Below are 6,000 nucleotides of genomic sequence, written 5' to 3'. Positions count from 1 at the left end.
ACTTAAAATATAAAAGCAACGTATTACCAGTTTCATTAATTTAGATAGTGTATGGAGAGCAAAATATTTTTTGCTCTCTTTTTTTATTTTGTCAATGATTTGTGCCAAAATTTTAATTTGGGTATGTAAGAAGGGTTTTATATTCACTTCTCGAATTATGTCTCGCAAGGAGGGATAACAATGATTACATTAACATTTGTACGATTTATGCATGTTGTAGATAGTGAAGAGACAATGGGTGTTTTCTGCTTTCCGGACATGATTGAGGATGTAACATTTACAGAATAGCAACTGTTCAAAATTCTGAAGTTAAACGGCTATAACGCAACAAGAATTATACATACAGGTGATAGCGAAGTTGTACATTAAAAATTAAAGCCTTCCACAGTTGTGGAGGGCTTGTTTTTATACATAAAATTACTTTTGAATTTTTACATCGTTAAATCGGTAAGATTCAAAATTTGCGTTTAGTACAATGTTAATTTTATCTGCTGATACTGGACTAAAGAATATAACTGAACTCTCTGTCACTCCAGGCTCGATGAAACTATCTGCATTATCTACATTTTTATTGTACCATCTGTCGAAATTAAAATCGGTATCATATTCGTATTGTTTTCCGCTGGCAACAATTTTAGCAAGACTGTCTCCAGTCATCGCTTGTTCTTTGGAATTATTGATGTAAGTAACGTAAATTTTAAGTGAATCTGAATCCTGAACAACTTTGTCGATTTTAATTGTGACGCCATCAATCGTTTTTGATAAGTCATTTTGAGTAGGGGGTGTCTTCGTGTCACCTGATGTAACGGCATAAGTTTTAGTTTTACTATCGTAAGTCACTTTGCCACCGTATAACTTTGCAACAGTCTCCAGCGGTACATATGCTTTTTTATTGATTATCTGTACATCGACGTCTTGCTTCTTGCCATTAAAAGTGAAATTATACTTTGTTGCAGCATACGCCCCCATACTAAAAGTTAAGAGTAAAACAATTACACTGATAATGACCGTTGTTGATTTTTTCATCATTAAAAACCTCCTTTTTATTTATATTAATGGATAATATAGTAAATTGTACATAATAAAAAACAGACAACTTTATTTGTCGTCTGTTAAATCTTCGTTCCATCTTCCAATACAAAATTGATTTCTAATTTAGCACCACAAGCAGTAGCTATTTGCTCTAATTCTTTTTCGCTGAAATTATCGCGTTTTAATTTATTCGCCATATTTGATTGAGATGTTTCTAATCGCGCCGCTAAATCTTTCACTGTAATTTCATTCGCCGCTACTAACATCTTGATTTTTCGTGCTGCACCCACTTTAAAATCACTCACTTTCATACCTGTTTCACTCCATTCTACACGGTTTTTTATTTGTTTAAAATTAAAAATCACTAAAAAGTGAAAGAAAATACTTTACAAGTGATTCCTTTAAAAATATTATATATATAATAAGTGATTTTGTAAATTCATTAAGTGTATAAAAATCACTATTAAATAAATGGTGGTGGAATTTGATATGCAAATAAATTGCGAAAAATGTGGCGCAAACGTTGAATGGGATGTTATTTACCGTTCTTATGACTTCATTGTTTACGGTTATGAGTGCGAGAATTGCGGACATCAAGAAACGAGTGAGGATTAAAAACTGAACAGGGAGCATCATCAGTCGGTGCTCTCGATTGAGTTTTTAAATATTACAAGGCAGGTGAAAACGATGGCATTTGAATATTTAGAGCAATATGTAACATTCCAATCAGTTGATGAAATGGATGCAGCCGTAGAGCAGTATATCCAGCAACATTATTTTGAGTTGACAGAGAGTGAGCGTGCCATCGTTTTCAAGCTTGCTTCTCACAGTTTAGAACATACTGGAGCTTGTCACCTAAAGGCATCTACAATTGCCGAAGCGTTGGAGATCAGCACGAAGACTGTTTATCGTGGCGTAAAGAAATTGGTTGAGCTCGGCATCATCGAAAAAGTACCAGGCACTAAATTAAACGGCATCAAAGGGGCTAGTATTTATCGCATTTTACCTTATGTCCCATCGGAGGTGTCCCAACGAGCGATGGCGGCTGAAGTCAATAACGGTGTGGTTTGCCGACAACAATCCAAAAATCAACCATCTAATTCTTTTAATCTTTCTAAAACAAGCTCTTTACAAGAAATTTATAATAACGCTCATACTGAAAAAGAAGCAGCCAAGGAATACATGAACGAGTGGCAACAAATGCTGTACGATTTCATGCACTCGTTACCATTAGCGGATCAATTAAAAGATGAGCTGCACAAGCTGGTATTAGCATCAAAAATTAATGACATGGGCGCCTTCCACAATGCTAAAGAGGTCATTGTAAACATCGCTCGTGATATTGCAAAAGGTACATTAACGGTTACGCGTACATTACGTGCTGTATTCGTTGGAGCTTATACCAAGCGATTGGAGCGTCCAAATAATAAACCGTCTACAAGCATCACCTGTGGAGGACAAAGAGCACAGAGAGCGTCCCGTAGCATTTTATAACTGGATAAATGAGCGTGAGAGTTATGCACCGATTGTTAGTAATGTTGTGGACAATAAATATATTCCAAATTGGTTGAATTGGTAAAAGGGGGATTAATATGACGAATTTCGAACTAATGGAAACTATGGGGCAAACAAATATATTTGAATTTCTCGAAGTCACACTGACACTAGCTAGAAACAATGCATTTATTGAAGGTGATAAAGTGAAGATTCGATTTTACGTAGATGAGATTTCTTATATAGAACAATGCCATCCACAGTTATTGAATGTGGGGGTGATTATCAGTAAGAAATTAGATTTTTATAGCGTAATGATTCAGGAGCAAATAGTTGAAGTGCCAGGGGAGAAATTAATTCTCGCATAGGGAAGTGCTCACTTATGCACTTATAAAAATCAGCCTTATGCGATTACACAATTACACACTTCAAGGGTAAATGAATTTTATCCATACTTACTGACGGAAGGGGATAGGTCTGGAAACTGTCAGAAAAACACGCAACGATAAAAAACATACTATACAAACGAGATTAACATCGTCTGAAATGAGTGTGTTTAATAAATTTAAGCTGCACATGTAATTTAAGACCGTTTTAGATGCCGTCAACTATTGTATTGTAAAAGGATTAGAAGACGGCATCGATACGTATATAGATGAGGATGAGATTGCGTTGGTTAAATCCCGTAAAGTGAGTGAAAGGGAATCTATACTTGTAAACGGTCGAACAGATCAAAATTTATATTTTGTTTATCAGCATGTCCAAGCTGAATTTAATTTAAACCAGCGGCAGCTGTTGTATATTTTAATAAAGAGGATCGCTGGAAGGTATGGTTATGAAATAGAAAAGACCACTCCGTAATGGGTGGTCTTAATTTTGATTGCTTCTTAATCTGCAGATTTCCGCCTATGTTATATTTGGTTTTATATGTTAAAATTGTAATATTATATATTTGTATTTAAAGGAGGAAATAATGCGCAATTTATCTATTGTTATTATATTTTTTTAGTATGTTCTTTAATTTCACCGTCTCCAACTTTAACAGCTTATGAACCGTATGACCATGATGCACTTTTAGAGTACGACGGTTACGGCAAAGCAATGTATGACAGTGTTGTAGAGCAAACTACTTTTTTGTCTGGACAGTATACAGATAATAAAGAGTATGTAAGTAATACCATTGATCAATTTAAAGATTATGCTGATTTTTGGAAGAATGAACAGGATAAATTACAAGATGTTTGTAGTGGATTTAAACTTTTTACTAAGACTTGTATGGGTGAGTTAGTTACTTCTGGTGGCGGTTATATGTTAACTGTTGGTGATTTTTTCAAAAAATTATTTACCGATTATGAAGCTGAAACGACTAATGATGTTGATTATAGTTTTTATAATTCATACTTCACGCATTCTGGTCTTTATATAATTTTGAATCCTGGTTATACAGCTAAAGTTACTTCCAAAGGTCAAGAGTACACTATGCTAGCAGGTCAGAATTTAACAACTGGTATTAGATCATCGGATGATTATGGTAAATATTATTATACTCGTACTGCACAATTGAGTAGTAATTATATTTACAGCGAAGATAAAGTTTATGGTACTAAAATTGTTGTTGATGCTTATTTCGATAAATATGTAGAAAATGTACGTTCTAGCGTACCTGGTGTTATTAGCAATTTGTCATATTTAGGTATTAGTGTAATAGTTTACAAAGATAATATGCAGCAATCGTCTACAAATAGATTTACTGTTTTAAATGATTTTATAAAAAATAATGATATTAACACTGTTGTACCACAACCTAGGCCATATTTAGTTTGTCCAGACGGTACACGAATACAAATGAGTATTAGTGGTTCTACTTTTTTAAGTGTAGATGGTACTGCAATGATTGTTAACAAAGATGGTATAGCAGAGGTCAGTGGGGCTATTTGTAATTTAGGTTGGGATAAACCAAACGTAAAATATGGTGATGATGGCAGAGCGGTTATAGAGACGCCTGACGGCAAATGGCAAGATGTTGAAACAGGTAAATTTATTGATGATGTTATAGTGGATGGTGGCAATGAACCAATTGAGCCAAATTGTAAAAATCCAGATGAAGAGATGGAAATAGATTCAGAGCCGTGTGAAGGGGAACCCTATTTTGGTCAAAAGTTAGAGTACGTTTTTGGTAATGCAACTGGTAGTAGACACAATATCCAGCGCTCTATTGATATGGAAAGGCAGTTAGAAAATATAGGTATTTTCGATAATGCTACAGGCAGGCAACTTGTTCTTGATAACTTAGTGGATGCTTTCTATGATGATTCAAGTATCATAAGGACTCAAGATAACGGTCGAGTGGTCAGAAAGTCTATTCTTACAGGTCCAAATGGTGTATTGAAAGTTGAATCTGTATGGGATAAGGAGAAGTTAATATCAGTTAAGCTCAGTGAAGATGTAGGAGATGTTGGTGAGGGGAATGATGGAGGTAAATTTATCAAAAGCGCTGATGAAGTTATATTTAATGAAAGTTCATTAGATAAGGCGTTCTCCAAGCACCGAGATGATTTCGGGAATTATCCTGATGGCAGTAAAGCAAGTGTAGAACTATTCAAAAAGGATATTTCGGATCTTATTAATACTGGGGTTCAAAAACAAGGGAAATACAGAGATGTTGAAGGGACACATATTTATAATGAAAATACTAAGCAGTGGATTTTTATTAATTCAGATGGAACTATGAATACAGCTTTTAAATTAAGTGATATACAGTATGAATATCTTATTGAGACAGGTGTTGTTAAATAGTGAGATTAGTTAATAGTTACCTATCGGAACATGAATTAAAGAAACAAGAAATTGATGTAATTCGTGATTTATTTGTGGAGCAATATACTGAAAAAATTGAAGTAATTAGTTATAAATATGATGATCGTAAATATTATGAAACTGATTTTGATGTAATCGACATAGATTTTCTCAAGGATAATATTTATGAAGAAATTAATACGTTGATTAAAATTCATGAAAAAGCCCTTCGGTTTATTAATCAAAAGGTAGAAATCATTGTTGCTAATGAAGATACAGACACAGAGATTCAAATGTATGAAAAAAATTGTAATGATGTATCTGGATTTGGACTATTTATTACTGAGAGAAAAATTCAAGGACTAGAACCATATTATAGTTCTGATATCTGCAATGCCTATTTGAATTTTGAGTTTGTTAGTTTTGGCGTTATATTCGAATAACTTGAATTTATTTATTAGGAACAAAAATATTTACTTATAGGTAAAAGACCACTCCGTGATGGGTGGTCTTAAATTTTTCCCCATCATATCCCCACCAATGATAGAAAATAAGCGAAGATAAAACCAATATACAACTAGATAAAATTAAATAAAAAACAACCGATAAACCCTTATATATCAAAGGTTTATCGGTTATACAAGAATGCGAATAGATACACCTGAATACAGCATTTCT

7 protein-coding genes are annotated in these 6,000 nt (G+C 33.8%); 5 read left to right on the top strand and 2 right to left on the bottom strand.

Features of this window, described 5'->3' with window-relative positions:
* Positions 1 to 417: 417 nt before the first annotated feature.
* Positions 418 to 1,026, bottom strand: coding sequence for a stalk domain-containing protein (locus AC3II9_RS05855; protein WP_489153923.1), 609 nt, complete (start codon positions 1,024 to 1,026; stop codon positions 418 to 420).
* Between the two features lie 86 nt (positions 1,027 to 1,112).
* Positions 1,113 to 1,343, bottom strand: a complete 231-nt coding sequence (locus AC3II9_RS05850; protein WP_489153921.1) for a helix-turn-helix domain-containing protein — start codon at positions 1,341 to 1,343, stop codon at positions 1,113 to 1,115.
* A 178-nt stretch (positions 1,344 to 1,521) separates the two neighbouring features.
* Here AC3II9_RS05850 and AC3II9_RS05845 point away from each other — a divergent pair, with 178 nt between their 5' ends.
* The 5 genes from AC3II9_RS05845 (at position 1,522) to AC3II9_RS05825 (ending at position 5,765) form a co-directional block, all read left to right on the top strand.
* A complete protein-coding gene (locus AC3II9_RS05845; protein WP_489153919.1) occupies positions 1,522 to 1,647 on the top strand; it encodes a hypothetical protein in 126 nt (41 codons plus the stop codon).
* Between the two features lie 72 nt (positions 1,648 to 1,719).
* Positions 1,720 to 2,526 carry a helix-turn-helix domain-containing protein gene (locus AC3II9_RS05840; RefSeq protein WP_489153917.1) on the top strand — a complete coding sequence of 269 codons (807 nt, stop codon included), beginning with the start codon at positions 1,720 to 1,722 and terminating at the stop codon, positions 2,524 to 2,526.
* Positions 2,527 to 2,624: 98 nt separating this feature from the next.
* A complete protein-coding gene (locus tag AC3II9_RS05835) occupies positions 2,625 to 2,894 on the top strand; it encodes a hypothetical protein (RefSeq protein WP_489153915.1) in 270 nt (89 codons plus the stop codon).
* Between the two features lie 733 nt (positions 2,895 to 3,627).
* Complete coding sequence (locus AC3II9_RS05830; protein WP_489153913.1) at positions 3,628 to 5,322, top strand: colicin D domain-containing protein; 1,695 nt, start codon at positions 3,628 to 3,630, stop codon at positions 5,320 to 5,322.
* Positions 5,322 to 5,765 (top strand): hypothetical protein, encoded by a 444-nt coding sequence (locus AC3II9_RS05825; protein WP_489153911.1) that lies wholly within the window; start codon positions 5,322 to 5,324, stop codon positions 5,763 to 5,765. Before AC3II9_RS05830 ends, AC3II9_RS05825 begins: the two co-directional genes overlap by 1 nt.
* The last annotated feature ends 235 nt before the right edge of the window (positions 5,766 to 6,000 follow it).

This window comes from Lysinibacillus sp. RU7 (assembly GCF_057837305.1).
This window is presented reverse-complemented; position numbering and strand designations above follow the sequence as displayed.